The sequence below is a fragment of the Pseudomonas sp. ANT_J28 genome (assembly GCF_008370005.1).
In the GTDB taxonomy this organism is placed as follows: domain Bacteria; phylum Pseudomonadota; class Gammaproteobacteria; order Pseudomonadales; family Pseudomonadaceae; genus Aquipseudomonas; species Aquipseudomonas frigoris.
In genome coordinates this window covers 44,008-70,102 of record NZ_VOBM01000015.1, presented here as the reverse complement: position 1 = coordinate 70,102, position 26,095 = coordinate 44,008, and the positions used below count along the sequence as shown (strand labels likewise).

Below are 26,095 nucleotides of genomic sequence, written 5' to 3'. Positions count from 1 at the left end.
TCGGCGTTACCTCAGGGGTGAAAGGTTTGTTCAAAAGTGGCGGTCAGCGTGTAAACCGATCCGCCTTTGTGTGACGGCTGAAAGCCGGTGCATTTGTAGAGCCCGAGTTCGCCCAGGGGCGGCGTCCACAGGAAGGCCTTTGCTCCCTTGTGGCGGCGCAGGAACGTGATGATTTCCTGGATTCGTTCCGAGCTGCCCGTGTGCGTGACCGGCCAAGACTGTTGCTCGTTGTTGATGCCGTCCGACACAGACTGGCTGTAGCCGTCACCGAAGCCCTTGGTGCGAACTCGCTGCTTGATGTCGCCCGTCGCACCCTTTTCCGTCTGCCAGGTGAATCGCTCAATTGCCATGGATCACCCCTTGATGGCCCTGTTGATTTTCCCGCCCTGCCTCAGGTCCTGGCTCACGAGTTTCTGATAACGTTGATCGACGAAGTCGGCCAAGTCCTTCCCGAACTGCTCGTAGGCAGGATCATCAGTTGTTGAGCTGGTCGATCCGTCGCCGGCCACCATGACCTGCACGCTGATTGTGGTTGCACCCCCGCCACCCAAAGAAGCGACACCGGGCCCGGCACCAGAAGTCAGCGGCGTGACGCTGCCGCCATTTGCACCAGTCATGAGGAAGGACTTCCCGCCCTCGTTGTAAAGCTCCGGGCCGAGCTCGTTTACCTCGTACAGGGAGTTTGGCGAGACCGGGCCGCCAGTAGCTCTGTAGCCAGAGAAGTCGACACCGGTGTATCCGGCCTGCGACGCTCCTGCCGCAGAAGAAGCAGCACCCGCTGAGCCAGACGCCAAGCCATTACCAGCACCACTGCCAGTGAAGTAGCTGGTTGCCGCCCCGACCAGGCTGCCCAGCAAAGCGGAGCTAGCCTGCCGAGTGGCGATGCGCGCCATGTCCGCCAAGATCGACTCCGCGAAATCACCGAACGATGCCTTCCCCGTCATGGCGAAGTTGACGATCGAGTCCTCCATGGAGCTGAAGGCGTTGGTGAACAGGTTCCGCGTTTGGCCGGCAATGTCCCGAGCGGAGTCCAGGTAGTTGGCCCAGGCCGAAGTTGCGCCCTTCGTCCAGTCACCCTGTGCCGCTTCGACATCGGCATAGTTCTGCCGGATCTGGTCGGTGGCCGCTTTGTTCGCGTCTGCGAGCGCTTTCGACTTCTGCTTGAACTCTTCCGGGTCCATGTTTCTGGACGGGTCGGAACGCTGGTTTTCCAGATCCAGCGACTGCTGCGCAAATCGGTCTTGCTGGCTGTTCAGCTCGCCGTTGAGCGCGTTCTGTCGATCGCCTTCGCCGACGCCGTTGACTGCACGCTGACCGGCAAGCGCCAGAGCTTTCTGTTGCTGCCCGAGGGCTGCAACGTATTGGCTGATCGCGTACTTCTGCTTGTCGAGACGACCTGTCTCGGCGGTGGCCAGCACTTCCTGCTGGCTGTCGGCATCCTTCTGCGCATTGACCATGGCTGTGCGTGCGTCAGCGATCTTCTGGTCGAGCTGAATGCGCTGCGCTGCCGTGGTGCTGGACTTGTTCTTTACGGATTCCAGCGCCGTTATTTCGGCTTCGTACGCCGCGGTAACCTCGTCCCGTTCGTTGCCGATCAGGCCGTCTCTCTTTTGTGCGTACTCAGCCTGGGAGATGAGCCCGGCCTTCTGTTCGGCCTCCAGCTTTTTCTGAGCGTTGCTGTACTCGGCCAGAATTGCCGCGAGCTGGTTCTTTGTATCGTTGAAGCCGGTCAGGTCAACAGACCCGGCAGGGCCGGCGTCTTTCTTTTTTGCATCAACAATTTGCTTTTGCACGCCAGCCACGGCGCCTTCGTATTGCTTTTGCAGTTCTGGCGAGTAACTTTTGTTGGCTATGTTCTTCTGGCGAGCCTTGTCGAGATCCAGCAGCTTTTTCTCGAGCTTCTGCACCTGGGATTGAGCAGAGTCTGCCTCTCGGGCAATAAGCTGCATTCCATTGACTGCGGACTCTTGGCGACCCTGCTCATCCTTACGGGCTTGAACACGGTTTTTCCGCTCTTGCTCGGCCAGCATCAGCGAGGTTTTTTCAGCCTCGATCTGCTCCGGGCCGCGCCCACCGCCGCCACGAGGTCCTGCGCCCAGTCGAGCAGCGTTTTGCGCCTGACTTTCTAGATCGGCAAGCTTCTCTTCGTAGGTTGCTTCACGCCCGACGTCTAGAGCCGAATCCCACGCCCATTTGGCTGCCCTTGCGACTTTGTTCCAGGCACCTTCGATCAGTCCCAGCCGCTCGGTGATCTTCTCTCCGCGCGACTGAATGGCGTCTGCAAATGAATCCGTGGCCAGCTTCACTGCGGCAGCCTGCTCACCTTGCTTCTCAAGGGCAGCGACCTGCTCGTAAACCGACGCTGTAAGGTAGTGATACTGCTCGTTCAGCTTGATTGAGGCCGCCACCGGCTCCTTGGCGATAGAGGCAAACTCGGCCACAGTTTCCTCTACGGCTTTGCCTGTGGCCTCCTTCATGGTCAAGGCGGCCTTGGTGATCCCTTCGAAGCTGTAGGCCGCAATGTTGCCGCTGCCTGCCAGCTGAGCAAGGACGGCAGCCGCTGCGCCGGTTGTGCCGACAGTGGAGCTGACCTGTCGGGCCATAGAAGCCAATCCGTCCGCAGTTGTGCCGACGTAACTGCCAGTAAGAATTAGTGATTTGTTGAAGGCGTCCTGCTCTGCGCTGCCCTTGAAATAGGCGACAGCCAATGCGCCAACTGCTGCAGTTGCAAGCGCGAGAGGAGCGAGCACTGTAAGCAAGCCGGCAGCAGAAGCGCCGGCGCCAGCACCAATTTGAGCAACGGCGCGAACGCCGCTTCCCCAGTCTCCAGAAGACAGCGCGTTGCCGAGCTGAATAACATTTTCCTGCGCCTGGCGGGTGCCGAGTTTCAATTTGTCGAAGCCGGTAGCGACTTCCGTCAAACCGGCTCGATCCTTTCCGATTTTTGCCAAAGACTCGTTGTAGCGGTCTGCGTTAATCGCACCTACTCGAAAAGCTTCGTGAGCCGCTTTCTCCTGAGCCTCCAACTTGGCCAGCTTCGCGGTAACCGGGTCAATGCCGTTGACCGTGCGTTTCAGCGCTTCGATCTGGCGGCTCTCGGCATCGATCAAACGTTGCTTCTGCGCGATTTCCTTCGCTTCGGCTTTTTCGATCTTGTCGTAAGACATACCGAGACGATCATGATAAGCCTCCTGCTGCTCGATAGTGACCAAGCCACCCTTGCGAGCGCGCTCCAGCAACCCTTCCGCCTGAACCAACTGCTCCATGCTGCCGATGTTGCCGGACATCGCCTTGTCGAGCTGGCTGATGATGGCGATTTCGCTGGTAGCGCTTGCGCCTGACTTTCGTCTTGCGTCGGTCTGGCGCTGGGTGGCGCCAGTCGATTTGTCGATTTCCTGAGCGACTTCACGCTCGGCCTGAACGATCTTTTTGCCAGTGTCGGCCAATCCGGTCCCGGTCTTGCCGAGATCGTCGATTGCCTTTTCGGCATCAACAGCCGAATCGACCAGTTTGTCCAAATCGTCAGCGGCCTTGACTGCTTGCGACGAATTGACCTCGATGCCCAGGGACGTGAAGTTAGTGCTCATTTACTGTCCCTCTGTTCCGCCATCACCCGGAGGGCTTCGGCTTCCATGATGCGGAGATCTGGGAAAATGTCGGTGGCCTGGGCTCGGGTTAAACCGAGAAAGCCCGCAACTGCGCGAATTGACGTGTAATCCAGACCGGTAGCGCCGCACGCACCTGTACGCCACTGTGTGCTCATGGCCTCGAAGACCTGAAAGGCCTGCCAGACATCGGGCCAGACCTCGCAGTCTTGCCCTGTCAGGTCGCCGACCATAAAGCCGAAGGTCTTCAGCTCTTCGGCTGAAGGGCCTTGCTCATAGAGGGTGCGTGCAGCGCTTAGGAGTTTCCCAGGCGAGCCTTGCTGAACGCATCGGAATACGCCCCCAGCACCGCGCTTGGCGTGGCGCTGATCGAGCTGACTAGGATGCGAAGGTTTTCGTCGGTGAACTCTTCATCGATGTCCCAGCCGGAGACGATTGCCTTGAGCTGTTCCACCTGTAGATCGATCAGCAAGGTGGTGAACTGCTTCAGCCCCACCTCTTCCGATTTCAGACCCAGCGCCTTATGCCGCTCGCCCCAAGCGGCGTACAGATCTGCCAACTCGGTTCGGTCGCGATACTTGAACTCGAACTCCACTTTCACCGGCTCCCCGCCAACTGTCGGGAGCATGACGTCAGCTTTGAAGGTGGGATTCTGAATAAGCGTGAACTTGGCCATGGATTACGCCGCCGCAGTCAGGTAACGGGTTGGTTCGGCCTGCAACGCCAGGTTGACGGTGCGGGTCAGCAGGTTGTTGCGGGAGACGGCCGGCTGCTTCGAGAACGAGGTGAAGGCCCCGTAGAGCAGCGTGTCGTTACCGGGGAGATTGAGGCGCGCCGCCTGCACCTGTTTTCCCGCGTCGGCAGCCATCAGCACAGCATTGAATGGCTGGGCCGGGTCATCGGCAATGGTCAGCACCATGCTGGCCGCCGACTTGTCGGTCGGGATCTGTTTGCCCTGGTCGTTCTCCAGGAACACCACGTCCAGATAGTTCTGTTCACCGCCCGAGAAAGCCAGGTCGGTGACTTGAGGGATTTGCACCCAGGTCAGCACCTTCTTCATGGTTCCGGCGCCGTTGCCGACCGGGAAAACCTGCGCGTCGGTGGTGTCGATCGCCTCCAGGGTGATCGCGGTGGCCGTAGCCACTTTCACGCGCACCACTTTGTTGTCCAGTTTGCTCCAGCCAGAGCTGAGCAGGACAATATCGCCAGCGGCCAAGGTGCTACCGACAACCGTGGCCACGGCCTCGGACGCATTGGAGATGGCAGTGAACGCCAGCGCAGCGGCATAGGTCGCGGCATGCTGGAAGGTGCCGCCGTTGGGAATCTTGTAGCCCATGGGTTTTTCCTCTTTGCAGAAATGACAAAACCCGCTCAATGGCGGGTTCTGGGTTTGCCCAATGGGCGGATTAGTTGCGGTGCAGCAGGCCGCCCGGCTTGATCTCGGCGCGGATAACGTCTCGCACCTGATCAGCGATCGGCGAGGACAAAGTCGCGCCAAGATCGGTGTCTTTGATGATGTTTCCTATGAATTCGAGTACTGCGTCAGCCCATTTTCCCCGGGCTTTTTCGAACTCGCCTGGCTCCTTGATGGCGAACTTTTCAGCGGAAACCAAGAACTGGGAATCTAGGCCAACGCCCGCTGCGACGTACTTGCCGTCCTGGGTGATCTGCATCTTCACCGACCACATATGGTGGTTATTCAGGCTGGCGATGGACGCTCGCTCAACCTCGGCCTGGCTGATGTAGGTGACACCATCAATCACAACGAATGGATTCGGCTCTTTAGGCCGAGACCTCCCGGTGTAAATTGCCTTTGGGTCCGTGCCGACGACAGCTACTCGATCGGACGCCATTTCGAAGGCACCAGAGGCCGGGTCGATCTTCCAGCCGGAAACGCCCGGCACATAGTCGGTACTTTGCATTGGTATCTCCGTTATTTAATTGGTGTCAGCGCGGTACAGAAACGACACAGGCACGGTGAACGTGGTGTCGTCGGGAATGCCGGGGCCAGGGTCCACCGGCGTCATCGTCACGACGGTCAGCGCGCCCTTCGTGTACCGCTCGTACAGCGGGAACAGCGCGGCGATCTGGTCAGCCAGTGCACCGGCCGCCCCGCGATACTTGCCCGAGGGCGTCACGATGCTGACCTGAAATACGCCGGTGTACAGCTTGTGGTCACCGCCGAGCGTGTTGCTTGCGGTGTCGCCCGGCAGCGTGAACGCCTTCAGGTAGGTGACGCCGTCCACGGGCGTGTAAGTCTCGTTCTCGACGACAACCTTGAGCGGCACCGGCAACGCTTTCGCCCAAGCGATCAGCTTGGCCTCGTAGACCGAGGCGATTAAGTTATGGCTCATACCTGGTTGTTCCTGATGGCTTCATCGACGATCTGCTGAAAGCGGGCCAGGGTGATGCGGACCATCCCGCCGGGCGCCTGCTTCGAATGTCCGTACTCAAGCGGCACCGCATACGGCAGGTTGTTCACCAGGTACGCCGTCTGGCCGATTGTCAGCGACTGCACCTGCGTTCTCAGCACCGCCACCGATACATTGCCCGAAGGGTCGATCTGATCGAGAACGCCGTCAACCGGCGAGCCAACAGAAAACTGCCAGTTTCCGCGGAACCGCCCGCCGACATAGTCCTTGCCAGCGACCAGCCCGTTCACATTGAAGTTCTGGTCGCGCTCGGTCTTGGTCAGGGGTTTGGCATACTTCACGCCGCGCTTCAGCTTGCCGGCCTTGGTGAAGTTGCTGTCGGTCAGGTTGATGACCGTATTGCGTACAGCCACCTTGAAGTCGTAGTCGTCAGCCGCCGCGGTGTTGGCTTGGCGATGCGCAAGGTTGGCCGCCCAGATCTCCGGATTTCCGACCGGTGACATGCGTATAACGCTGCTGCCGATCTCGATCACAATCTCGCGGAAGGTGGCGTCGAGCCCAGCCTGGGCCTGCTCGGCGAACTGTCGGATGTTCTCGGCAAAGCTGCCGTTGAGGCCCGAGTACTTGCTCACGATCGCACCTGCAGCTCGTACAGAATCGGTGTGCCGGCCGGGTTGATCTCTTTCAGCGGCGGAACGATTGACCAGGTGCGACCTTGGGCGATGACCTTGTTCAGCAGATCCGGCACCCACGCCAGTCCCTGCGCGGCGATCTTGAGCTTCTTATCGCCCTGCTTGATTAGGCTGTTGTTCTGGAATTCTTGGCCGGTGAAGTCGAGCAGGATGCCTTGGGCGGTCTGCTCGGTGATGGTGTCTGGCGGCGCGCTCCCGGTATCGGGATCGTACTCGCCGACGGTGATTGCCCGGATGGTCACGGGCTGGCCGAACTCTGTAATCATCTCCAGAGCCATCACGGCCATTTCGTCGTAGAAGGCCATGGTGGCTCCAGATGTGAAAAGCCCAGCTCGATGGCCGGGCAGTTTGAGTTAAAGCTTGAGAGGCACGCTTCGAGCTGTCGCTTCCTTCTCTGAGAACAACTCCCTCCGCTCGTTGAGTAGCAGGGTAGCGAACTTTGCGGCTTTTGAAGCCGCCAGTTTATTTGGCTCGCTTCCTATGGCAACAAGCGAGGAAAGAGCAGCGCTGGCGTAAGCATCCCAAGCGTCTTTTTCATCCTGAGTCGGGTGTTTTCTAACTATCTGATGTTCGGCCATATCGACTTCCTTTTTGATGGAGTCGCAAGCCTACGCTCGATTACGCCCGTACCGCAAACAGCCCCCGCTTCTGTAGGTAGTCAGCAAACTGAGTTGCGCTCGGCCGATCCGGTGCCGCCGGTAACAGTCGGCCGCTGGTATTCGAAATCGTCGCGTACTCGCGATCAACTGCGCCCTCGACGCGCTCACGGGTGATGGCACCCTTTCGCTTGTCGATTGGGTCAATGTCGTCGGTGTGAATCTCAGCGGCCAAGGCCATCTGGCCGTACTGGATACGCGCCGGCAGGTAGTTGTCGGGTTTGATCTGGCAATCCAGCTCAACACCCCGGCGCGGCCAGGCTAGAGCCTGATCGCTGTCCGTTTTGCGCCCCTTCCAGGTCTTTCCATCCATCGCCAAGGCGGCCCGGCGAAGCAGTGCTTCTTGCGCTGGCTCGTCCGCAGGGATGGTCACACCAAACTTGCCGGCGTACATGACCAGGTCCGCGGCGCTCGCGTAGCTTTCGGCGTCTGGCTTGCTGGTGCCGTCCTCGATGATGAGCATGGGTCAGTCCTTGGGTTTGTTCAGGTCAGCGCCTGCCTTCACAGGCGCACTGCGGTACTCAGCCTTCAGCGTAGCCTTTGGCGGCTTCTCGACTTCACCGTCACGGTCTTCCGTCACGTTGGCGTCGATGATGATCAGGCCTTCCTTTTTGGCGATTGCCTTCACGTCATCTTCGTAGCGGTGGAACGGGCCCGGCAGATACCAGATGTTGTTAGTCATCACTGTTACTCCGCTGCGCCAGGGCATTATGCCCCGGTGCAGTCATCGATTGGTTACTTGGAGGCGTCGCCGATCAGAGCAACACCAGCGGTGTCCTTGATGCTGGCTGCTGTTTTGTCCCAGTTGGTGCCGGTGGCAAGCGCGGCACTGGATGGAGACTTGCCGCCGTTCGCGACATCCCAGGTGTAGCCCTTGATGCCGAGACCGAAGGTGTAGTCCACCTGGATGGTCGTGGTGATGCGCTCGTTGCCGTTGTTGGTCTGCACGTTCGAGATGATGTCTCGGTTGTCGTGCACCAGCGCCGCACCAGCCGCCAGACCGAGGATGATTTCCTTGTTCGGCGTGCCGGCTTGAGCGAGAGCCGGTGCATCGGTGACGATCGAGGTCTTGCCGAGGATGTCGACGACGCGAACGTTGCCGGCCTGGAACAGGTTGTTCGGGTTGGCGAGGCCCTGGCCGACCAGCTTGTGCCAGGTGGTGCCCTGCATGACTTGAGCAACCAGGTTCTGGCTGGCATCGCCGAACTTCGCATGCGCGCTGTTCAGGCCAGACTGGGAGATGCCAAGAGTGGCCGACACGTCGTTCACCGCTGCTGCTTGCGCAGTGATGGCCGCCACCAGTGCAGCGATCGCGGTGTTCAACTGATCCTTCAGCAGCACTTCAGCGAACGCGCGGCTCGCCACTTCGACGCCCTGTGCAGTCGGACGCTGCAGCCAGGTCATTTGCGACGGTTCGTAGCGAATCGGACCGAAGCCGCCCGCCACTTTCACGGTGGTGTCTTGCAGCTCGGTCAGATCAACCGGCGTTACCGCGGCGTTGGCGCCATAGCGGTTCACGCGACGCTGAGCTGCGCCGAGGTTCTGGAAGAACGACTCTTGCAGGAAGTCACCGGTGAAGCCGTTCGGCGACAGCACAATCGCGCCGTTGCTGGCTGCGTTGAACGCCTCCAGCATTTGGTCCAGCGTCTCGAGAGTCGCCGGCATGATGTAATCGTTGAAAACCTGCATTTGAGACAGGGACATGGGTCAAATCCTTAATTTAGGGGGAGATCAGAGAACCGGGACGCAATTGCCGCCGTGCGCTCCGCTTTGGTACCGCCGATGTTTCCTTTCGCGGCCCCGCCGCCACCTCCAGCACCGCCGGCCCCGCCGCCAGATGCCTTGCTACCCGCGATCAACGGCGCGAACGCCGTGTCGTTTGCGAATTCTGCTTTCAGCTCATCCAGCGTTGCCGCCGAGAGCTTGCCCTGCTGGTCGAGAACGACCACCACAGGCTTCCCGTCGCGCTGCTCGACGCTCAATCGGCGTTCGATGTGCGGCAACAGGGCTTTGGCGCTGCCTGGGATTGCCAGGGCAGACGCGATATCAGTAGCGGTACGGCCGACAGTCAGATCCCGGATCTGCCCACCCAGAGTTCCACGCTCCTGCTCCAACGCACCGTTCAGCTCAGCTTCGCGGCGGTTGTATTTCTCGGACCAGGAGCGTTCGAGCTCTTCGACGTTGCCCGATTTGCGAGCCAGCTCTTCACGCTCGAGCCGCGCCGCCTCTTCGGCTTCCCGTGCCTTCTTCTCGGCGGCTTTCTTCTCACCGAGCAATTCGTCGACCTTGGCTTTCAGCCCAGATACGTCTTCAGGCTGTGGCAGACCTTCAATGCCGAGCACGAACTTGCCGTCCTTCTCGGTGTAAAGAGCGCGCACGGTGTCATCCACCCCGTCCAGGGTGTCCAGCTGATATTTCAAACCCATTTTCTTGTCTCCCAGAGACGTTGGTGCAGGCCCTGCCTGCTATTTGATGCCCGCCCGCTCGAACGCCAGAGGCTCTAAAGCCTTCATCTGCACAAGGGTCAGAGGTGAAAAGTTGCGATCAAGCTGCAGCTCGGAGAATCGTTCGATGCTCAAGCCGCCTTCGCGGAACAGCTTGGCGCGGACCGGACCAATGGCCTTGTCCTGAAACGCCGCCGGTTGCTGCTTGAGCCAGTCGTAATAGCTGAGGTCTGCCCTCACCTGCTGCGGCCCACCATCGCCGATGGATGCCCGCGTGGCGTCCTTGGCGAACAGAGCGCTGAAGCGGGTCACCGCAACCACTGTCGAGCGACAGTTGATGTGGATCGGCGGCCTTGGCCCTTCGGTCAGCTTGAAGCGCTGCTTGTCGAGCGTCCGGCACTGACTGGTGGTCTTCGTGTCCAGGGTGCTGACCCACTCCACCGCCTGCACGACATCGGAGTTCTCTTTCAGCGTCTCCATGCGCGCTTGGGTAGCAACGTGCTGCACTGCCGTTCGCACCACAGCGCCGGCATTCCGGTTGGTCGTGGCCAGGATGCCGTCGTTGTACTGAAGCGCCTTGGTCCCGCGAATGTTCTTGATGATCTGGAAGTTGGTCTGGCCTTCGAAGAAGCCCTGCCGGATCGCGCCTGTGAGGCGTTGCCGCTCTGTGGAGGTGAATCCATCAATGAACGACTTGAGCAGCTTGCCGCCATCTGCGCCGCGCACGCTGAGCGGGTTGGTGAGGATTGCCGCCCTGATTGCAGCAGCACCAGGCACCGCGGCATCAAACGAGACGCCAACCGGTGCCGCCCGGGTCAGGCTGGTCGCTTCGAACTCGGCCTCGTAGTTCGCAATATCGATCAGGTCGAGGCTCAGCTTGTCGCTGTAGCGGCTGAAGATGCCCAGCAGCAGGCTATCCACTTCACTTAGCAATCGCTCCAACCGAGCAACGGTGTAATCCGTCAGATCGGTCCGGGTCAGTCGCTCACGAATCGAGCGGTCAATCTCCTTGAGGAAAGGCCCGAACTTCGCGACCTCCCCCGACTTCAACTGCTCGAGGAAAACGGCGTGGCGAATCGTGGCATCAAGGATTGCTTGGTTTGCCGCCATTCGGGATTACCTCGGTGTCGTCCAGGGCAGGCCCAGGGCTTTCGGTCTCCAGTTCGTCGCGGATCTGGTCGTCGGTCTTCTCGGGATCGATAACCCCGCGATCGCGCAGGTACTGCCAGAAGTCGCCTGCCGGCAACTTGCCGCCCTGCACCGCATTGAACAGTGCGGAAAGGATCGTTGCGTCCAGGGTGATCTGGCTGAAGTCCTGATTGAGTTTGTAGAGGGTTTCGCCGGGAGCGTTCACGAACTCAGCCATCCAGACCAGACACTGGCTGTAGGCCTCGCTGACGTTGCTCACCACCAGAGAGAGCACGCTGTGTTCGGCGGCGCTGTCGTTGTCGGCTTGGGTCGCGGTCTTCACCGCGCTACCTCGCTCAATCAGTCGGGCGCCGAGCGACACCATGTCCTCTTTCTTGCTGTCCATGGCCTCTTTGGCCACCGTGTTGGGTTGAGCCTGCCAGACGCCGCAATCACCGCCGACCGGAAGCAGCCAAGGCGCACGGGAGCCAAGGAAGATGCCGTTCTTCTCCATGTGGTCGCGCCACTGCTCTTCGAGTCCGGCTATCCATGGCTGAGGCTGGCCCACTAGGTAGGCAGCCTCTTCATAGTCAGCGCTGTTGCGGTAATGGCCGATGTTTACTTCAGCCATGTCGTACAGCGGTGAGTCGTCGATGCTGGTGTCGTTGTTCTCGCTGCCGAGAAACTGAAATGGGATCACCCGCCAAGGCTGGCCGAGGCCATTCAGTGGAGTGAAGGGCGCGATGATCATTGCCGTTTCGCTAGATCCCTCCTCCCACACTTCCTGCGTGTAGACGCCGGCAGCATCCAGACGCAGCACTCGATACTGAACGACCTGCTCGCTACCGAAGCCATCGTCAGTGTCGATGTCGACCGTTTCACGCAGCACGACCAGGCTCAGCAGATGCTGACCACCGACTTGGCGAGTCTTCCAGTTGATGATCGCCTCTGCCGGGTAGCTGCCGATGTTTGCCCGGGCTCGTCCGGCTTGTTCATCTGCCTTGCTCACGGAACCGGCCACAACAGCCGCGTAATCCACCAGCAACCCGTGACGGCCGACTTCGAGCAGATGCCCGATGACCGATTGCGACTGCTGGTAGATGCTGACGCCCTGCCCGTCGATGTCCTTCGACACGTAGTCGAGGGCGCCGGGAACGGTCAGCGTTGGCCAGGTGCGGAACACCGCCCCAACCAGACTGTGCTTCGTCCGGCCCGTGGCGTTGTAGAACACGGCGCGCTTCTTATACGCGTCGTATCGATCCTTGTTGTCTTGACTGGTATCCGAGGCGTTCGGCCGTGGAAGGTAATAATCACCGGCCCCCTTGATGGTTTCCGAGCCCTTACAGACGTCACGCACCAAACGCCAGCGGTATCGCGCCGCGGTGTACTCGGGGCGGGTAAAAGTGACGTCCGTCATCGGGCGACTCCCATTTTCATTGAGGTGACCGGTTTAATGATCGGGTACTCGCGATGGATGAAGTAACCACCACCGTCGTTGGCGTGGTCGTTGCCTTGGCTCTTGTCCGGCTCGCCGTTGGGCGCCCAGATCTGCTGCTCAAGGCCATCGGCATAGGTCGGGCATGTGAACGGATTGACCAGGTAACGCCGCTCACCCTGCGCGTTGCAGAACATGGCGTTCATGGCGTTGATCCGATCCTTGACTGGTGGGTTGGCTGCCGGCGCGATGACCGCGAAGCCTGCCTGCTTGAGCATGGCGATATCGGTGACGCTGGCGTTGACAGACTTGCGGGAATCACCGGAGGCGTCCGGGTAAATCCGTATCTCGCAGGTCTTCTTGTAGTCGTTGCCGGTGTGCTCCCAGTAGCGCTCCTTAATGCGGCGGATCATGTCCGGCGTGTCGTAGCCATCCATCAGCTCATCCACCGCGCGGGGAAGTCCTTGGTCACGTTTGACGTGGGTCACCGCTGCCATCTTGCCGACGTTGAAGTCCATACCGATGAACAGGGGTTCGCCTGGCTGGACGGTGTCGAAGCACTGATTCAGCTTGCGGTCGTACGTGTGGTAGATCGAGCCAGACGTCAGGTTGACGAACTGGCCGTTCAGGTACGCGAGGATCAGTTGCGGCGGATACGACTCCATCAGCGATTCGATGTAGTCGCTTGGCAGGTTCAGTTCGTTGTCGAACGTGCTTGCCTGCACCAGGCCGTACATCTCATTCAGCTTGGGCTTATCGCGGAGCTGCTTCACGAACTGCAAGAAGACGAACTTGAAGCCTTCCGGCGTCGTGGTTACGTCCACACCGTTCTTCAATCCCGGCAGGTTGTAACGCATCCGGGCGATGATCTTGCGCCAGGCCTGCTGCGCCTTGACCGACGTCAGCACGTCCAGCTCATCCACCAGGGCGTGGCCGATCTTGAAGCCGACGATGGTCTGCGGCTTCTCCATCGACCGGCAAATCACAGTGCCGCGATACTGCCGGCCACTGTAGATGTGAACCTCATGGTTCGCCTGGTTGATCTTGGTCTTCAATCCCCAGTCATGAGCCACCTCTTCCACTGTCGGATAGAAGATGTCCCGGATCTGCGGGTAAGTCGGTGCGAAGTAGCCAGCGTTGACGCCGGGCCACTCCATGAAGTGCTTGCACAGCGCCGAGCATCCCACCCAGGTCTTTCCTGAGCCAAGCCCTGCAACGAATGCGCGGAATTTATGGGGTAGCGTGAGGAAGTGAGCCTGCGGAACATTAAGGCTCGGCATTCGGCTTCCTCGCATCCACTACATCGACCTGAATGCGAGTCGGGATCGCCGGCTCGTCGTCAGGCTCTTCCTTTCGGTTGCGGTTGACGTACATGTCGCCGGTTTCTTTCGCGGCCTGCTCCAGAATCTGCATGGCGAGGCCGATGTTCTTCATCGTCTCGGCCCTTTCCACGAAACGGTTCATTGCGCGGAGGCGGAACGCACGGTTGGCGATCGGGATATCAGCTGTCTCTTCGCGGAATCGCTTCCGAGTGTCTTCGAACATCGTCACCCAGCGCTTTGCCAGGCACTTCCCTGAGGTCTTCGTGGGATCGTGTGTTTCAACCTGCTGGCGGGTGATCGACACCCCGTATTCTTTCTGGACAGCCTCAACAACCTGTGAGGGCGTGTCAAAGCACGCCAGGGCCTGAACGATAAAGGCCTTCACGTCATTTTGAAGGGCAGCCATAAATTCTCATCCGTCCAATGCCTGTCCAGAATCAGGCCGACTTGAGCAGACAGGTTCCGCAGGCCCTCGATATGTTCAATTTCCCCACCTCAGCAGGTTTGTTTGCAGCGTCCACCAATGCCTGAACGTCAGGGCTCGCCGAAGTCGGATAGTTCGGACAGCTCTGAAAGTGACACGGGAGGATATGGCCTGGCCATGAGTATCCTTGCGCTTGGTATGATGGCCATTCGACCTCATTTGTACCTTCCAGGAACACGTATGACATTGACCGCATCAAGCGTAATTAAAGGGACTATTCAAGTGGTGCTGGGGGGAGCTGGCGTCGCTGCGCTCCTCACCATCGCCTACACGATGTGGCACGACTCAAACGAGAAATCGACAGCTTATGGGGAGAACAAAGCCGCACTCGCATTCACGAATGGTCAACTCGTTGAGAGCAAGTCCGAGAATGAAAAGCTCAAGGCCGAGAAGGAAAGCCTTCAAAAGCAAATTGACGAACTACGACAACAACTACTAACTGAGCAGAACAACAGCAGGTATGACAAGAAGCTTCTTGATGAAAGCGACGTAAAATCTAAACAACTCGAGGTATACGTCGCGCAACTAAGTACATCGCTCAGAAATTCAGACCCTTGTGCGCCACTCCGGAAAGAAATTAGCTCTTTAGAGGCGGAACTGCAGCGCCCCTCTTACGTGCTGCCGCGACTAAGCGATGGCCAGCGAGCACAGGCCCAATCAAGCTTGGACAAAAAATATAATTCTCTTGATGTATGCCAGTCGTCACACAGATAGCACTCATTCAACGTTCGCCTATCCGCGCCACGAACCTCCACTATCGAAAACGTGTCGCGGTTTACTTGCTCTGACTGCGTTTGATCTGGGCGTCCACCTGGTCAGCGCACGTATCCAGCAGTTTGATGGCCTGGTCCTTGAGCTCCCACACATCGCCGTTCAGTCGAAGGCCAGCCTCAGACTCGGCCGTGTCAATCCGCTCACAGGGAATTAGCTCAGGCGCTTCAATTCTTACTGCCGTTGCCTTTGTTACCACTGGCTGGCTTCCCGCGCAGGCCGTCAGGAAGAGGCTGAGCAGCCCAATCGCGAACAGGCTTGCTGTTTCGTTTGAGAGTCTCAAAGTCTTTCCTCGCCTTTTTGGCTTTGTCTTCGCTGGCCTTGATTCGCTTGTTCAGGTCTTTCAGGTAGTCAGCGTTTCGCTGGGCTTCGGCCCGTAGCGTGGTGATGGTGGCCTGGCTCTCGGTGTTGGCCGCGATGGCGTCCTGCTTGCCCTTGGCCTCGATCGTCACCTGCCCCTCAAGTGCAATGACCTGGTAGTGCTGGATACCCAGCAGCAGGCAGGCAACAAGAGCGATGATTGCTGCAGCTGCGAACGCCTTCATAACGAATCAACCTTGCGACCCAGGAAGCGGGTCACCATTTCGCGGATGGCTGTCACGCCGAGGAAGCCAATGGCGCCCCCGGCAGCAACCGAAAGATTCGATGGCCACTCCATCCAGGCGATAACGCTACTGGCTGACAGGCTCAGGCCCCCACAGATCAGCGCCTCGAAGATGATTCGGCGCTTGCTGGTTTCTTTGGCGTCGTACAGCACGCGTAAGAGGGAGATGAGGATCGCCATAATTGCGCCCTGTAGGAGTGGATTGCTCATTGCCTCCCAGAACTTGGCCCAGCTCTCAGGTCTGTCCGGCATGATTGAGAATCCAATGGCTCCCTCTCGGGGAGCGTGATAGGTACGGCTCCAGCAGCACTCCCAGCTCAGAGCGATGGGTGCGGTGGAACCGAAAACGAAAAAGCCCGGCACGATGGCGAGGCTCAAATAAAGAGTTTTGAATCATTCAGACCGGAGGCGAGAGCAATCTACTCGCACCCATACTAGGGTCAGCAGGTGATAGCCAATAGCCACGAGGTCCGCCGTGAAGCTCTCAAATTTTATTATTTGCTACAGCTTCAACGGGTACCGCGTCGGGTTCGCCCATCCCTCGACAACCATGACAGAGGCGGATGCTTGCTACCTCTCCTTGCTTCACTCTGGCAGCAATCTTGGTTCAGGTCCGCCATGCGGCGGAACAATCAGAGCGATGCGAGATTTCGTGAGATTAAGCGGCATCACCGAAGTTACTTGGCACCGATCTTTGTAGATTTTGACTGACGCGAAAGGCCTCGCTCAATGCGAGGCCCTGAATAGGTTCGCAGTCTTTCCCGCTGTCCGCCAAAGACCTTCACTGCGTCGACGCCCTATTGCATCGATCTCGCAGATTCAGTCTCGCGCCACCCTGTAAGCGTTGGTGTGCAAAATGCGCGGGCTGCCGGTGTTGATTCCGTACGTCGCACTGTCCGGCTATCGACGTCCAGGCCTTCCCGAAGGCTGCCCTGGCTACAGGTGAATTCGAGGCGTAAAAAAGCCCGCGCTGTGCGGGCATTTGGAATGATTCGAACTTGTTCAAGCGCCTGATTCAGGGTCGCTCGCAGGCAAGCCACGAGCCTCATTATCGTCTTCGCCCTGATCGTTAATCTGTGAGTCGGCGTCCGGATCATCGACGCGGCCGCTTGTACCGGCTTCGGGATGCTCACTCGACACCGAGTTATTTGCATCCACGTCTGTCATATCTTCATCGACAGGCGCTTCGTCGTCGGCAGGCAGCGGGACCTCAGGTTCTTTCCCCTTAGGATCATGGCCTGCTTCGTTATCCGTGGTGCTTGTTACGCCCGCCTGAGAAATATTTCCAGGCGCATTCTCGTCAATTTCCATGCTGGCTCTCCGTTCTGATGCCCGGAATGTCCGTGCTTGTACATGAGAGATGCCAAAGCAATTGCAAGTGCCGAGCATTGGACGAACGGCGGGGACAAAAAACCCGGCGCGATGGCCGGGTTCAGGTATTCGTGTGCGTGTTGCGTGAATTGCGCACTATGGGAAAAGTACGCGCAACTCCCCGTCATGTCAATATGTTTATGCCGCCTCTTCATCTTTTTCCGCGTGAATGACCTGCCATACTGGTTGTTGCGCCTGAATATCCACTTCCGCGATCACTTCTTTCAGGGATTCCCACAGGTCCAGCCAGTCACGAGTCCAGTTCTTCGGATCGATTGTCACGCCGAAGAAGTCCTTCATCTCGGCAGCGACCCGGGCCGGCCCCCATTCAGCCGCCCCGCTCACCTGAGCCTTGTATGACTGCAGTGCCAGAGTGACCAGGTAGTGCGCCTTCACGCGCTTGGCCGATGTCAGGTCGGGCAACTCTGCTTTCGACGCAACCAGCAGCACCGCATTCATGACGTGCTGCATGGTCATCATCGGGTGATACAGGAAGTGCCCGAACTGCTGCACCTGGAACGGCAGTGTGTCGATGGCGCGCAGGATCTTGCCGATGGTTGCCAGGTGCGCGGCGCGAGCGGTAGATCGCCCGATGGGCGTCCGGCGCGTCTCGCTGATACTGATCCGCTGTCGGGTGGCCATGATCCGCTCGGCTTTGTCGTCGCCCAGGGCGGCGAACACCACTTCGTGCTGGCGAGCCCGTGCCTTTTTCACCACTGCCGCCGACTGCGCCGAGTCGATGGCTACCGCAGTGATCGAAGCGTTCGATTCATGTTGAGAGTCAGTCCATGCCTGACGTGCGCCAATTAGCTTCATGCTGATGCCCTCTTCAAGTCTCTGGTCAATGCCCGGTATTCGGCCTTGATGGTTTTCAGTTCTTCGATGGTGTAGCGCTGTGGTTCACGTGCCCCTTCCAGCCAGGCCACCTTTTCGGTGCCGATGCGCTTCACCAAGCTGATGCGGTAATTCACGATGTCGCCTGACTTGTGTTGATTACACGGGACGCATTGCTTGTGGCAGTTGAGCGGTTCAAAGCGAAGCGCCGGATTGCTCCCGACCGTCCGGTAGTGCCCTGCGTCATACTTGCCCTGGTGATGACGACCGCAGCTGATGCACGGCAGCGCCGCGTCACGCTCACGGACCCAGGCGTTAAAAGCGGTCTGAGCCTCTTTCATGTACTGACCCTTGGGCTTGATCCGCTCCTTGGCTGCGCGGATTTCCTTACGGCCAATCTCGGCCAGCGACTTGCGCGCCTTCTCCTGATTCACGTCCTTGATGGCCAGTCCGCACTTAGGGCTGCACACGGCCTGACCTAGACGCTGAGGAACGAACTGGGCCGCGCACTCGGTATTGCGGCACTTTTTTGGTCGTGGTGGTTTGCGATCGATACTCATGCAGCCACCCCAAGCATATCCAGTTGCCCACGCGGAGCATCGAGATAGGTCATCGCTCGGCGATGCGCCATGTTCTTGCGGAACGCGGCGCGCTCCAGGCGGCGATCAGCAGGGCCTGCTCCGTTGTACCGGTAGCAAGCGAGAATGAAGCGCGCTCGATCACTCCAGAACTGGCGGTTCGCCGCCGGACATGCGCTGATTTCCTCGAGAGTGGTCATGCAGCCTCCTTGCTGAGCAAATCGGTGAACACTACGCCCTGGCCCGTGAAGAACGCGGCGATGCGGTCGGTGTACGCCACGCCTTGGGCGCGATTGAACAGGCTGGTAACGGGGAAGCCGTCAGGACCGAACAACTTGCACTCGCCCATCATGGCCAGCTTCTCCTCGTAGGGCAGATGGCGCATGACCCGGTACCATGCTGCTTGGAACCCCGAATCCTCGTTGAGCAAGATCTGCACGCCGAAGTGCAGCTTGCAGTAGCGCCGAGCATCGGCCGCGTCGCCGATCTGAGTCATCTCGGCGATGCGCTTGTACATCCCGAACCACAGGGAGTTCTGGTCGAGCGTGCGGTCCTTGCCCGGGCGCAGGGAAACCACGACGAACTTCTTCTCGCGGAACATCGTGTTGAGGCAGGTGATTGCCTCTGTGAGCTTGGCCTGGCAGTTGACGCTGATCTTGTCGGTCATGCCGTCACCGCCATTGTGATCAGGACGCAGAAAATACCGATGGCAAAGCCGGCAAAGGTGCAGGCCAGTGTCATTGCTGATTTAGGAATCATCAGAACCCCTCCTTCCCGCGCTGCGATTCCCACTCAAATGGAATGACGATCACGCCGCCCTCCCGTAGACGATCCACGCAGCGCTCGCCCATGGCAGACGGCAGCGATTTGCCGTCAAGGTTTGAGATGATCACCGTAGGGCGCATCTGCTCGTACCGGCCGTTGATGATTGAGAACAGCGTGGTCAGTTCGAAGTCGCTCGGGGTTTCTTTGCTCACGCCAATTTCATCCAGGACGAGCAGAGACGGAGCGATAAGGCCGGCCAGGATCATTCCCTCATTTCGCTCAGTGCCGCCGCCATACGTTGATTTGATGTCATGCAAGATTGAGCCGATCGTGCGGTACACGGCGGTGGCGGAGGTTCTGCGCATCAGTTCGTTGGCGATGGCGGTGCCCAGGTGCGTCTTACCGGTGCCAGGCTTCCCGAGCATCAGCAGGCAGCGGCCAGATTCGGAGATCTGCGGAAACTCGGCTACGTACCGGCGGCAAGTGCCCAGGGCTTTGAGCTGTTCCGGAGTGGTGGCTACGTACCCGGCGAGCGTCTTGCCGGCGAAGCGCTTCGGGATCAGTGCAGAGCCAAGCTTTACGGAGAGCTCGTAACGTTCGTGAATCTTGGACCGCTCAACCTCTTCTGCTTTCTCGATTCGCACGCACTCAGGGCAGCCGGTCTTGAACACTTTGCCGAAAATGACGTTCACGGTTTGCGGGAACTGGCCGTGGTCTTCGCAGACTCCGGTGGTCTTTTGCGGAGTAGGTGCCCCGCTCGGCATGGCGATTACTTTTTCAGATCGCATAGCTGCCATCCTCTCGCTGAGTCAGCCCGGCGGTATAGTCGCGGTCAGCGAAGCCGGTGTGGCGAGACTGTGGGAACTGGTGCACGTTGTTGGCGACCTTGACCTCGTCTTCCCAGCGCTTGCCATTGAGCCAGGTCGTGGGGTGCGGGATGTACTTGCCACCGTCCTTGGTCCACTCAGCACAGACGACTTGCTTGGCCAGGCCGCTGGCGATCAGGTTGAACAGCTCGTCAGTGACCTTGAGTTTCTTCCAGGCTTTCTCGGCGTTCGCTTTGCCCTTCTTGTTCGGGTAAAGCTTCCAGAACTTCGGGAACAGTTCCTCCGCCGATGCTGCAGGCGTCGGCGGTGTGAGGGGATCAGCAGTCAGGTTAAGGGAGTCAGTAGAGAGGGAGTCAGCCGGAGCGCTTCCGATTTTATCGGTAGGACTTCTGCCAAAATCCGAAGTGATACATCCATTTGATACCGAAGGAATAAACGACTCGGGTTCGTTACGGTGCGGGTTCTGATGCTTCACGAAGTTGTCGATTTCGATGTAGCGCTTTTCACCCACAGTGTAGCGAAAGATGAAGCCGGTTTCGGCAAGCCAGTTGAGCATGTCGTCCATGTCGAGGCCGTCGCGGTACGGGAACAGTTCGCCCTTGATGCGAAGCGGACGATCTTCCAGGCGCCCTTCCCGATCAGCGAGAAGCCACAGACCTTCAAACAGCAGGGTTAGCATTGGGTCTGCCACGCCGAGCAGTTCATTTTTGAACAGGGCGGGTTTGAGGTTGCGTGCTCGGGCCATTACTTGCCCTCCTTGTTGAGCAGATCGGCGTCACGGCGAGCCCACAGAGCCTGGAGCTTCGTCAGGCCTTTACCGGTGACGCGTGGCGTGGACACGGTGGTCTTACCGTTCTCTGGATGTTCAAAGGTGCTGAGCTTTGCTGTCAGGTAGCCGGATTCAATCGGGCCCTGCATCGGTTCATTTTTGCGGAGGGTGACCCAGCGGCGCTGGCGCAGGAATGCCATCAGGCGGTTCTGGCCGGTGCCGATCAGCTTTGCGGCTTCTGCTACCGAGTAGGTTTCATGTGTGACGGTGACGGCGTCGAAGAAAGCTGTCTTCGGCGCGTCGGCGGCGACCTTCTGCTCGAGCATCAGGTTTTCGTGGGAAAGCTCGGTGTTGTCCGCTTCCAGGGCGACGACCTTCTTCACGTTGTCGGTGAGCAAGGCCAGCAAGGTGCGCGGGTCGTTGAGGGCGGCGACGTAGTCGAAGGAAGGCTTGGCGGTCTGATCTTCCAGTTCCTGCCAGCGATCCACCAGGCGGGCGGTGAACTCCGGGCAGAGCTGGGCGACGACAATAAAGCTGTCGCGCTTGCCGACGAGGTACTGTTTTGCCGGGCGGCGCAGCGAATCAAGGTATTCCTCAATTTGAGGAGAACCGATAACGCCCTTCAGGGCCAGACTATCAATCGTCCGCTTCACATTGTCGTGGCGAAGACCGACCAGTTCGGCCATGTCCCGCGAAGACATCGTGGTACGCGACACGTTTTCGTAATTATTAAAACGTGTGGCGACCTGTCCGGTATTGTCCTGCTGTATCTGTGCGTGCATAATCTTCTCCACTTGCTTTACTGCTGTAGAAAAAGCCGACCTCGTACGTCGGCTTTTTTGTGTCTGAAATTCAGGCGGCCTTCACCGACTGCTTGAATACTTCAAGGCTGACGATCACCTCCTCAGCCTCTTTGAGCAGGACCGACTTCTCACGAGAACAGACGCGGCCATCGGCCTGGGCGTCGAATGCAAGACGGGTCACGTCTGCCAGATCGGCGTGTAGGCGAAGCAGCGCGGTGTTCAAATTGATACCTTCCGGCTTTTCCTTCGGCACCAGGTCGAAACCGAAAGACTCAGCCCAAGCCTTCAACGGCCGGAAGTCCTGGGTGAACTTCATGATCCGGTGTAGCTCTTCCACGTTCATGCGGTGGGTGTCGTAGTCAGGGTTGGCTTTCTGCGAAAGCAGAGTTCTGGACTTAAAGTCAGCGCCCTCGGCGATTTTTCGGGTGCCGTGGTCATCGACCACTTCGTAAATCGCCTTCATCAATTCCTGCATGTCACACCTCGAAAATTGTTACGTGGCTGGATGCCATCAGGTCAGCGATCCTTTACTCATCAACTGATCAAGGACGCATCCATGACCGACTCTTCCGAACTACAAGGCGAGGTAACCGCCCTTTGCTGCCTGGTGGTCGCCTTGGCTTCCACCCTTCCCTTGTCGTCTCAACTCACGCTGTGGCCTGCGTTTGAGCGGGTTGCCGGTCCGTTAAGGGGTCGGCTTGGTCGCGAAGAGCTGCGCGGTTTTGAACGCGCAACCGCTTCGCTTGCCTCAAATCGAAATCACGGATGAACCCATGACCCTTTCTTCTTGGCCCCGAATTAGGTGCCTGCCCCGCCTGGTCCAGTCCCTGTCGCGGCACCTAATAAGGGGCCGGACCGTTACCTGGACGGGAATATTGAAACCACGTTCTCTGCCTGCGCCTCTTGTGCGCAGTGATCAGCGAGGCGTCTTCGCAAGGTTGTTTTATCCGTTGCGAGACGTGCAGCGCTGCGTCGCTCGACCGCCCGCTCTGTCATTTGCAAAATCCGGTCAGCGAGTTGATCCATGCCGATACCAACCTCATCTGCCCAGCGCTCAAGCTCGTCCTTCTCGTCCTGCGTGTACTGCCCTACTTCGGGTATTGCAGACATTGGTGCCTCCTCCATGGCCTGGTCAGGCGCTAAGTTTCTTGTCGTCAACCTGGGAAATCGTGTCCTGCTCTCGCCTGGCTTTCAGAGCCGCACGTATGAGGTCGCGAACTAGCGCACCAGGCTGAATTTTTAGCTCGCGGGCCAGTTCGCCCAGCGCTGGAAAGCCGTCCAGCTCGTCCGACACACCGTCATCGATCAGCGGGAAGTACCCGTAATCCTCCTTGAACCGCAGAGCCGCCAAGGTGAGCTCACGAACCAAGGCGCCCGGCTGAATCTCACGCTTCAGTGCCTCCACCTCAAGAGCGGCGTAGGCGTCATCATTGAGGCGCGACTTCAACTGGTGGGTGTTGCGATGCGTCTTGTTTCCGTAGGCCATGGGTTCACTTCCGCTTTCGGCGTGACAGGGCTGGGTTAGGCGGCTGATTTGCGAGCTGGCTGATGGCGAGAACAGAGTTCGCGAGCGGTGATTTCACCGCCTGTAAGCTCCTCCGCCTTGAATGCCTTCTCTGCGCTCATCAAGTAAATGCCAGACACCCAGTACGAAACCGCAGCCTGAGATACGCCGAGAGCCAGAGCTGTTTTGGTTTGCCCGCCGAAGTGATCGACGAGCCTTTCGATGGGGGTCATTTGAGATCCCTCCTGATAAGCCTGCTTATATCCTAAGTAGAAGGACACTTATTTGCAAGCCGATAAGGGAACTTATAAATTCCAGCGGATGAGCACACTCGCCGAAAGAATCAAATCCGCACGAATTCACGCCAAGCTGACGCAGAAGGCTCTCGCTCTTAAGGCGGGGGTTGAGCAGCCGGTGATCTCGCAGCTGGAAACTGGAAAGAACCTACAAAGTGCGCACCTGCCGAAAATTGCGCATGCGTGCGGCGTGAGCGCCATCTGGCTATCTGAAAATATTGGTCAGATGATCAACACGGCGGCGGCCGAGTCGAACGTGGGCGAATCTCGCCAGCCTGTTGAGTCCTACCGTTACCCGGTAATCAGCTGGGTCGCTGCCGGCGCCTGGGCAGAGGCGGTTGAGCCCTACCCTGCCGGCTTCTCGGATCGCTACGAATTCTCTGAATACAACTCAAAAGGTCCGGCTTTCTGGCTTGAGGTCAAAGGCGACTCGATGACCTCGCCTGCCGGGCAGAGCATTACCGAAGGCACGCTGATCTTGGTTGACACTGAAGCCGAGACCGCACCTGGAAAGCTGGTGATCGCCAAATTGCCAGACAGCAACGAAGCCACGTTCAAGAAACTCGTAAATGATGGCGGCAAGCTGTTTCTGAAGCCGCTGAACCCTGGGTACCCGATTGAACCGTTTGACGAGCATTGCCGGATCGTCGGCGTCGTCGTGCGGGCACTGCAGAAGTTCTGACAATGCCGAAGAAGCGGCCGGCAGAAAGCACGGCAGCAACCGCTGCGGATATCGAAAGATCCATCCAAGCATTGAACAAAATGGCGGAACGCCTTTGGGGAGATGGTCGAGAGACCGAGGCGAAAGCCCTCCTTGATGCCTTGGATTCTCTAAACCGGGCGCTGGACCGAATCAGAATTGGCGAAAGCCGCAGGGTTGTGACCCTCCATTGATCTCGAGAGCGGATTTCTAATTGCCTCATAGGGAGTTGAGATGACATCAGTTACATTTCTGGATGGCGAGGAAGATATTCCCGAAATTGTTCATGCTCTAAAGTCTTGTGGAGTAGTAGTTATCGGATGCATGCGCACTCGCGCACCGGAGCTCCGAGCGCTGGTCAGCAAAGCTTTGGGGGCAGACAAGAAAGACGGCTACGGGGTTCTCAACCTGCTGTTGCCGCTAACTCACGAGGGGGACATTTGGGATACCACCGTGTTTTTTTATGATGCCAAACACAGCTACCGACCGAGCACGTCCATTGCATTGGTGAATCGGGCGTTGAACGCATGGATTGCTGAAGGCCAGAAAGATTACTACCTCTACAGTGAGTAGAAATAGTTTTGGGCACTATTGGTCCAGCTGCGGCTCCCTCAGCCGCGATCAGAAGCATGTGAATAGGACAAGGATGAACCAGATGGGCTTGATAGAATTTTTGTCCGACCTTTTCGGCCTCCTCGGCAATATTCAGCCTTACGAAAAGCCTCGCAGGGTCTTCACGCGCGGTTTTGTTGCATTCTGCGTGCTGGTGGCTGTTTTTGAGCTGATAGCGCTGAACCAGTTCTATGGCGCGCGCGGCTGATTTCTAGCTACCCGACCGTCGATACATAAATTGAAATGGAATATATGAAAAAGCTGCTTCTCTCGTTCTTTATGGGCTTGCTTCTTTCAGGTTGCGCCACCACCCCAAGCTACCAGGTGCCCGATGGGCTTTGGTACGCTGAAAAAGAAGATCCTGATCACTATCGATATCACGTTTATGTTTACTTTAAGGATGAGAGTCACTTCATCTGGTGGCGGACCAAGGAAACTCAGGACGTTGTCATGAAGCGATGGGCGTACTACACCCACGATCATCCTGGGGTAGACAATCCGACCATTTACACGCGCCAGGGGGACCAATTAAAGGGCGAGCGGCGCATTGTCGATAGAAGCAGTGAGGGCATTCTTCAAGCCACGACCACTCAGACCTTTAACGGGCGCTTTAACGGCGACGAGCTGGTCATGGAGTTCATTGACGCCTCGGTTTGGGCTTCTGGTAACGATGCTGGCAGGGATGTAGTGCGATGGTCGATGAAGCGGCTCAGGTCTCAATCTGCCAAATGAACAATGACCCCTGATGATTAATAGATGCCGTTGACCAGGCTGAGACTTGGCAACAAGACGCCTGTCTCAGAGACCAGATGGCCTACAAAAAATGCTGCGAATGCACGCGAAACGAATAAATACAGGGAGTTTAAATGCGCTTCACCCCAATCCTATTAGCGCTTGCCTTGGCAGGTTGCGCCAACACGCCTCCACAGCTGTCCCCGTTTGCTCAGGCCAGCCTGGATGCTCCTATGCCTACATCTGAAAGCCAGCGTGTTTGGGAGTGCGCGGGGACGACTGACGTAGTCGAAGGCCAAAAGTTCGTTCTCAAACTACAGGGTAGGCCACTAGATTCGGGAGGCGAAATCTGGTCGACCCTAGAAAGGGCCAAGCGTTTGGGGTGCACTCAGGCGGAGATGGACGCGCGAGATATGGGGCGCTGGTCAAGCCCGCCAGTCTCGCCACGTCCGCTCTGATTATCGAGAAGCGCGGCTGGCGAGTTATGCCGACGAGATTAAAGCCGGCGCAACAACCAGGATGGTCAAATAGATGGCAGATCTAATACAAGGGCTCGATGGCCCCAGAACAGCCCAGCAGGAACTGTTTTCCGACCTTGAGGATACGACCGCAGTCATCGGCTGGTCAGTGGCCGAATTGACCAGCATGGCTGCCCACGGCAAATCTCCTGCTCAAGCCGTTGCGCTTATAAAGATCTCCGCTCTGCTGAAGACTCAGCAAGAGAAGATTCGCCGCCACGCTGACGAGGTGAAGGCGGGAAGGATTGTGCGGGGCAAGGCTGAGTAGGCGGG

Annotated in this window: 38 protein-coding genes and 1 pseudogene; 7 read left to right on the top strand and 32 right to left on the bottom strand. The window is 58.3% G+C overall.

Annotation, left to right across the window (positions count from 1 at the left end):
- Nucleotides 1-11 precede the first annotated feature (11 nt).
- From FQ187_RS12945 to FQ187_RS12860, 18 genes and pseudogenes are all read right to left on the bottom strand, one after another.
- Nucleotides 12-350, bottom strand: coding sequence for a phage tail protein (locus FQ187_RS12945; protein WP_149629788.1), 339 nt, complete (start codon nt 348-350; stop codon nt 12-14).
- A gap of 3 nt (nt 351-353) precedes the next feature.
- The gene (locus tag FQ187_RS12940; protein ID WP_149629787.1) at nt 354-3,587 is read right to left on the bottom strand and encodes a phage tail tape measure protein; all 3,234 of its coding nucleotides are present in this window, start codon (nt 3,585-3,587) and stop codon (nt 354-356) included.
- Complete coding sequence (locus FQ187_RS12935) at nt 3,584-3,838, bottom strand: DUF1799 domain-containing protein (protein ID WP_149629786.1); 255 nt, start codon at nt 3,836-3,838, stop codon at nt 3,584-3,586. Before FQ187_RS12935 ends, FQ187_RS12940 begins: the two co-directional genes overlap by 4 nt.
- Nucleotides 3,839-3,900: 62 nt before the next feature.
- A complete protein-coding gene (locus FQ187_RS12930; RefSeq protein WP_149629785.1) occupies nt 3,901-4,281 on the bottom strand; it encodes a phage tail assembly chaperone in 381 nt (126 codons plus the stop codon).
- A 3-nt stretch (nt 4,282-4,284) separates the two neighbouring features.
- Nucleotides 4,285-4,941, bottom strand: a complete 657-nt coding sequence (locus tag FQ187_RS12925; RefSeq protein ID WP_149629784.1) for a phage tail protein — start codon at nt 4,939-4,941, stop codon at nt 4,285-4,287.
- Between the two features lie 250 nt (nt 4,942-5,191).
- A pseudogene (locus FQ187_RS30905) lies at nt 5,192-5,347 on the bottom strand (DUF1983 domain-containing protein); the annotation flags it as partial.
- 195 nt (nt 5,348-5,542) lie between these two features.
- Entirely contained in the window at nt 5,543-5,959 is a 417-nt protein-coding gene (locus tag FQ187_RS12915) for a phage tail terminator-like protein (protein WP_149629782.1), read from the bottom strand.
- Nucleotides 5,956-6,609 carry a hypothetical protein gene (locus FQ187_RS12910; RefSeq protein ID WP_149629781.1) on the bottom strand — a complete coding sequence of 218 codons (654 nt, stop codon included), beginning with the start codon at nt 6,607-6,609 and terminating at the stop codon, nt 5,956-5,958. Before FQ187_RS12910 ends, FQ187_RS12915 begins: the two co-directional genes overlap by 4 nt.
- Nucleotides 6,606-6,974: a hypothetical protein gene (locus FQ187_RS12905; protein ID WP_149629780.1), complete on the bottom strand. Its 369-nt coding sequence runs from the start codon at nt 6,972-6,974 to the stop codon at nt 6,606-6,608. The genes FQ187_RS12910 and FQ187_RS12905 overlap by 4 nt, the downstream gene beginning before the upstream one ends.
- A gap of 48 nt (nt 6,975-7,022) precedes the next feature.
- Nucleotides 7,023-7,247, bottom strand: coding sequence for a hypothetical protein (locus tag FQ187_RS12900; protein WP_149629779.1), 225 nt, complete (start codon nt 7,245-7,247; stop codon nt 7,023-7,025).
- A gap of 40 nt (nt 7,248-7,287) precedes the next feature.
- Nucleotides 7,288-7,788, bottom strand: coding sequence for a DnaT-like ssDNA-binding protein (locus FQ187_RS12895; RefSeq protein ID WP_149629778.1), 501 nt, complete (start codon nt 7,786-7,788; stop codon nt 7,288-7,290).
- 3 nt (nt 7,789-7,791) lie between these two features.
- Nucleotides 7,792-8,007, bottom strand: a complete 216-nt coding sequence (locus FQ187_RS12890; protein ID WP_178122714.1) for a hypothetical protein — start codon at nt 8,005-8,007, stop codon at nt 7,792-7,794.
- A gap of 53 nt (nt 8,008-8,060) precedes the next feature.
- Complete coding sequence (locus tag FQ187_RS12885; RefSeq protein WP_046048554.1) at nt 8,061-9,029, bottom strand: major capsid protein; 969 nt, start codon at nt 9,027-9,029, stop codon at nt 8,061-8,063.
- 11 nt (nt 9,030-9,040) lie between these two features.
- Entirely contained in the window at nt 9,041-9,751 is a 711-nt protein-coding gene (locus tag FQ187_RS12880; RefSeq protein ID WP_149629776.1) for a hypothetical protein, read from the bottom strand.
- A 39-nt stretch (nt 9,752-9,790) separates the two neighbouring features.
- Nucleotides 9,791-10,879: a minor capsid protein gene (locus tag FQ187_RS12875; protein WP_149629775.1), complete on the bottom strand. Its 1,089-nt coding sequence runs from the start codon at nt 10,877-10,879 to the stop codon at nt 9,791-9,793.
- Nucleotides 10,854-12,314 (bottom strand): DUF4055 domain-containing protein, encoded by a 1,461-nt coding sequence (locus FQ187_RS12870; protein ID WP_149629774.1) that lies wholly within the window; start codon nt 12,312-12,314, stop codon nt 10,854-10,856. Before FQ187_RS12870 ends, FQ187_RS12875 begins: the two co-directional genes overlap by 26 nt.
- The gene (locus tag FQ187_RS12865) at nt 12,311-13,612 is read right to left on the bottom strand and encodes a terminase large subunit domain-containing protein (RefSeq protein ID WP_149629773.1); all 1,302 of its coding nucleotides are present in this window, start codon (nt 13,610-13,612) and stop codon (nt 12,311-12,313) included. Before FQ187_RS12865 ends, FQ187_RS12870 begins: the two co-directional genes overlap by 4 nt.
- Nucleotides 13,599-14,060 carry a DUF2280 domain-containing protein gene (locus tag FQ187_RS12860; protein WP_149629772.1) on the bottom strand — a complete coding sequence of 154 codons (462 nt, stop codon included), beginning with the start codon at nt 14,058-14,060 and terminating at the stop codon, nt 13,599-13,601. The genes FQ187_RS12865 and FQ187_RS12860 overlap by 14 nt, the downstream gene beginning before the upstream one ends.
- Nucleotides 14,061-14,255: 195 nt before the next feature.
- On the opposite strand from FQ187_RS12860, the gene FQ187_RS12850 reads away from it, so the two are divergent.
- Nucleotides 14,256-14,852, top strand: a complete 597-nt coding sequence (locus FQ187_RS12850; RefSeq protein WP_178122717.1) for a hypothetical protein — start codon at nt 14,256-14,258, stop codon at nt 14,850-14,852.
- 224 nt (nt 14,853-15,076) lie between these two features.
- On the opposite strand, the gene FQ187_RS12840 is transcribed toward FQ187_RS12850, so the two are convergent.
- The 14 genes from FQ187_RS12840 to FQ187_RS12770 form a co-directional block, all read right to left on the bottom strand.
- The gene (locus tag FQ187_RS12840) at nt 15,077-15,454 is read right to left on the bottom strand and encodes a hypothetical protein (protein WP_149629769.1); all 378 of its coding nucleotides are present in this window, start codon (nt 15,452-15,454) and stop codon (nt 15,077-15,079) included.
- Nucleotides 15,451-15,765, bottom strand: coding sequence for a phage holin, lambda family (locus tag FQ187_RS12835; protein ID WP_046047667.1), 315 nt, complete (start codon nt 15,763-15,765; stop codon nt 15,451-15,453). The genes FQ187_RS12840 and FQ187_RS12835 overlap by 4 nt, the downstream gene beginning before the upstream one ends.
- 750 nt (nt 15,766-16,515) lie before the next feature.
- Complete coding sequence (locus FQ187_RS12830; RefSeq protein ID WP_149629768.1) at nt 16,516-16,824, bottom strand: hypothetical protein; 309 nt, start codon at nt 16,822-16,824, stop codon at nt 16,516-16,518.
- Between the two features lie 198 nt (nt 16,825-17,022).
- Nucleotides 17,023-17,700: a hypothetical protein gene (locus FQ187_RS12825; protein WP_149629767.1), complete on the bottom strand. Its 678-nt coding sequence runs from the start codon at nt 17,698-17,700 to the stop codon at nt 17,023-17,025.
- Entirely contained in the window at nt 17,697-18,278 is a 582-nt protein-coding gene (locus tag FQ187_RS12820) for a recombination protein NinG (protein WP_178122716.1), read from the bottom strand. The genes FQ187_RS12825 and FQ187_RS12820 overlap by 4 nt, the downstream gene beginning before the upstream one ends.
- Nucleotides 18,275-18,496 carry a hypothetical protein gene (locus FQ187_RS12815; protein WP_149629766.1) on the bottom strand — a complete coding sequence of 74 codons (222 nt, stop codon included), beginning with the start codon at nt 18,494-18,496 and terminating at the stop codon, nt 18,275-18,277. Before FQ187_RS12815 ends, FQ187_RS12820 begins: the two co-directional genes overlap by 4 nt.
- Nucleotides 18,493-18,963, bottom strand: a complete 471-nt coding sequence (locus FQ187_RS12810; RefSeq protein ID WP_149629765.1) for a hypothetical protein — start codon at nt 18,961-18,963, stop codon at nt 18,493-18,495. Before FQ187_RS12810 ends, FQ187_RS12815 begins: the two co-directional genes overlap by 4 nt.
- A 91-nt stretch (nt 18,964-19,054) precedes the next feature.
- On the bottom strand, nt 19,055-19,849 hold the full coding sequence (locus FQ187_RS12805; RefSeq protein ID WP_149629764.1) for an ATP-binding protein: 795 nt from the start codon (nt 19,847-19,849) through the stop codon (nt 19,055-19,057).
- Nucleotides 19,839-20,633, bottom strand: a complete 795-nt coding sequence (locus FQ187_RS12800; RefSeq protein ID WP_149629763.1) for a phage replication protein — start codon at nt 20,631-20,633, stop codon at nt 19,839-19,841. The genes FQ187_RS12805 and FQ187_RS12800 overlap by 11 nt, the downstream gene beginning before the upstream one ends.
- Nucleotides 20,633-21,439, bottom strand: a complete 807-nt coding sequence (locus FQ187_RS12795; RefSeq protein WP_149629762.1) for a phage antirepressor KilAC domain-containing protein — start codon at nt 21,437-21,439, stop codon at nt 20,633-20,635. The genes FQ187_RS12800 and FQ187_RS12795 overlap by 1 nt, the downstream gene beginning before the upstream one ends.
- A 70-nt stretch (nt 21,440-21,509) precedes the next feature.
- Entirely contained in the window at nt 21,510-21,935 is a 426-nt protein-coding gene (locus FQ187_RS12790; RefSeq protein ID WP_129444653.1) for a phage regulatory CII family protein, read from the bottom strand.
- A gap of 383 nt (nt 21,936-22,318) precedes the next feature.
- Entirely contained in the window at nt 22,319-22,570 is a 252-nt protein-coding gene (locus tag FQ187_RS12780) for a hypothetical protein (RefSeq protein ID WP_129444654.1), read from the bottom strand.
- A 22-nt stretch (nt 22,571-22,592) separates the two neighbouring features.
- Nucleotides 22,593-22,946, bottom strand: coding sequence for a hypothetical protein (locus FQ187_RS12775; protein WP_149629760.1), 354 nt, complete (start codon nt 22,944-22,946; stop codon nt 22,593-22,595).
- Nucleotides 22,947-22,981: 35 nt separating this feature from the next.
- On the bottom strand, nt 22,982-23,197 hold the full coding sequence (locus FQ187_RS12770) for a Cro/CI family transcriptional regulator (protein ID WP_149629759.1): 216 nt from the start codon (nt 23,195-23,197) through the stop codon (nt 22,982-22,984).
- A gap of 88 nt (nt 23,198-23,285) precedes the next feature.
- Between FQ187_RS12770 and FQ187_RS12765 the strand changes: the two genes are divergently transcribed.
- From FQ187_RS12765 to FQ187_RS12740, 6 genes are all read left to right on the top strand, one after another.
- Complete coding sequence (locus FQ187_RS12765) at nt 23,286-23,942, top strand: XRE family transcriptional regulator (RefSeq protein WP_149629850.1); 657 nt, start codon at nt 23,286-23,288, stop codon at nt 23,940-23,942.
- Nucleotides 23,943-23,944: 2 nt separating this feature from the next.
- Nucleotides 23,945-24,154: a hypothetical protein gene (locus FQ187_RS30360; protein WP_149629758.1), complete on the top strand. Its 210-nt coding sequence runs from the start codon at nt 23,945-23,947 to the stop codon at nt 24,152-24,154.
- A 40-nt stretch (nt 24,155-24,194) separates the two neighbouring features.
- Nucleotides 24,195-24,533: a hypothetical protein gene (locus FQ187_RS12755; RefSeq protein ID WP_149629757.1), complete on the top strand. Its 339-nt coding sequence runs from the start codon at nt 24,195-24,197 to the stop codon at nt 24,531-24,533.
- Nucleotides 24,534-24,615: 82 nt separating this feature from the next.
- Nucleotides 24,616-24,780, top strand: a complete 165-nt coding sequence (locus tag FQ187_RS29960) for a hypothetical protein (RefSeq protein ID WP_178122715.1) — start codon at nt 24,616-24,618, stop codon at nt 24,778-24,780.
- A 44-nt stretch (nt 24,781-24,824) separates the two neighbouring features.
- Nucleotides 24,825-25,304 (top strand): hypothetical protein, encoded by a 480-nt coding sequence (locus tag FQ187_RS12750; protein WP_149629756.1) that lies wholly within the window; start codon nt 24,825-24,827, stop codon nt 25,302-25,304.
- A gap of 531 nt (nt 25,305-25,835) precedes the next feature.
- Complete coding sequence (locus FQ187_RS12740) at nt 25,836-26,090, top strand: hypothetical protein (RefSeq protein ID WP_149629754.1); 255 nt, start codon at nt 25,836-25,838, stop codon at nt 26,088-26,090.
- The last annotated feature ends 5 nt before the right edge of the window (nt 26,091-26,095 follow it).